Annotated in this window: 1 protein-coding gene; it reads right to left on the bottom strand. The window is 65.2% G+C overall.

Going from position 1 to position 396, the window contains the following annotated elements; translation table 11 throughout:
- A partial coding sequence (gene ytpR, locus JWG43_RS19135; protein WP_338033295.1) for a YtpR family tRNA-binding protein occupies window positions 1–396 on the bottom strand: 396 nt, incomplete at both ends.

Genomic DNA, 396 nt, shown 5'->3' with positions numbered 1-396 from the left:
GCTGTGGTCTTCGGTGAGGCCCAGCTCGCGTTCGGAGCAGATCATACCGAAGGAGGGAGCGCCGCGCAGCTTGGCCTTCTTGATGACCAGGCCGCCGGGCATGGTGGTGCCCACCAGGGCCACGGGGACTTTCTGGCCGGCGGCCACGTTGGGGGCGCCACAGACGATGTCCAGCAGTTCGCCCTGGCCGGCGTCCACCTTGCAGATGTGCAGGTGGTCGGATTCGGGATGGTCGACGCATTCCACCACATGGCCCACCACGATGGGGGCGATGGCGTCATAGGGGCGCACGATTTCTTCCAGTTCCAGGCCCAGCATGGTCAGCCGGTCGCCCAGCTCCTGTGCCGTGCCTTCATACGGGACGAATTCGCGCAGCCACGAAAGAGAAAGCAGCAT

The sequence above is a fragment of the Desulfobulbus alkaliphilus genome, from assembly GCF_016918545.1.
GTDB lineage: Bacteria > Desulfobacterota > Desulfobulbia > Desulfobulbales > Desulfobulbaceae > Desulfobulbus > Desulfobulbus alkaliphilus.
The sequence above is the reverse complement of the archived record's forward strand: the minus strand, read 5'-3'. Positions and strand labels throughout refer to the sequence as shown.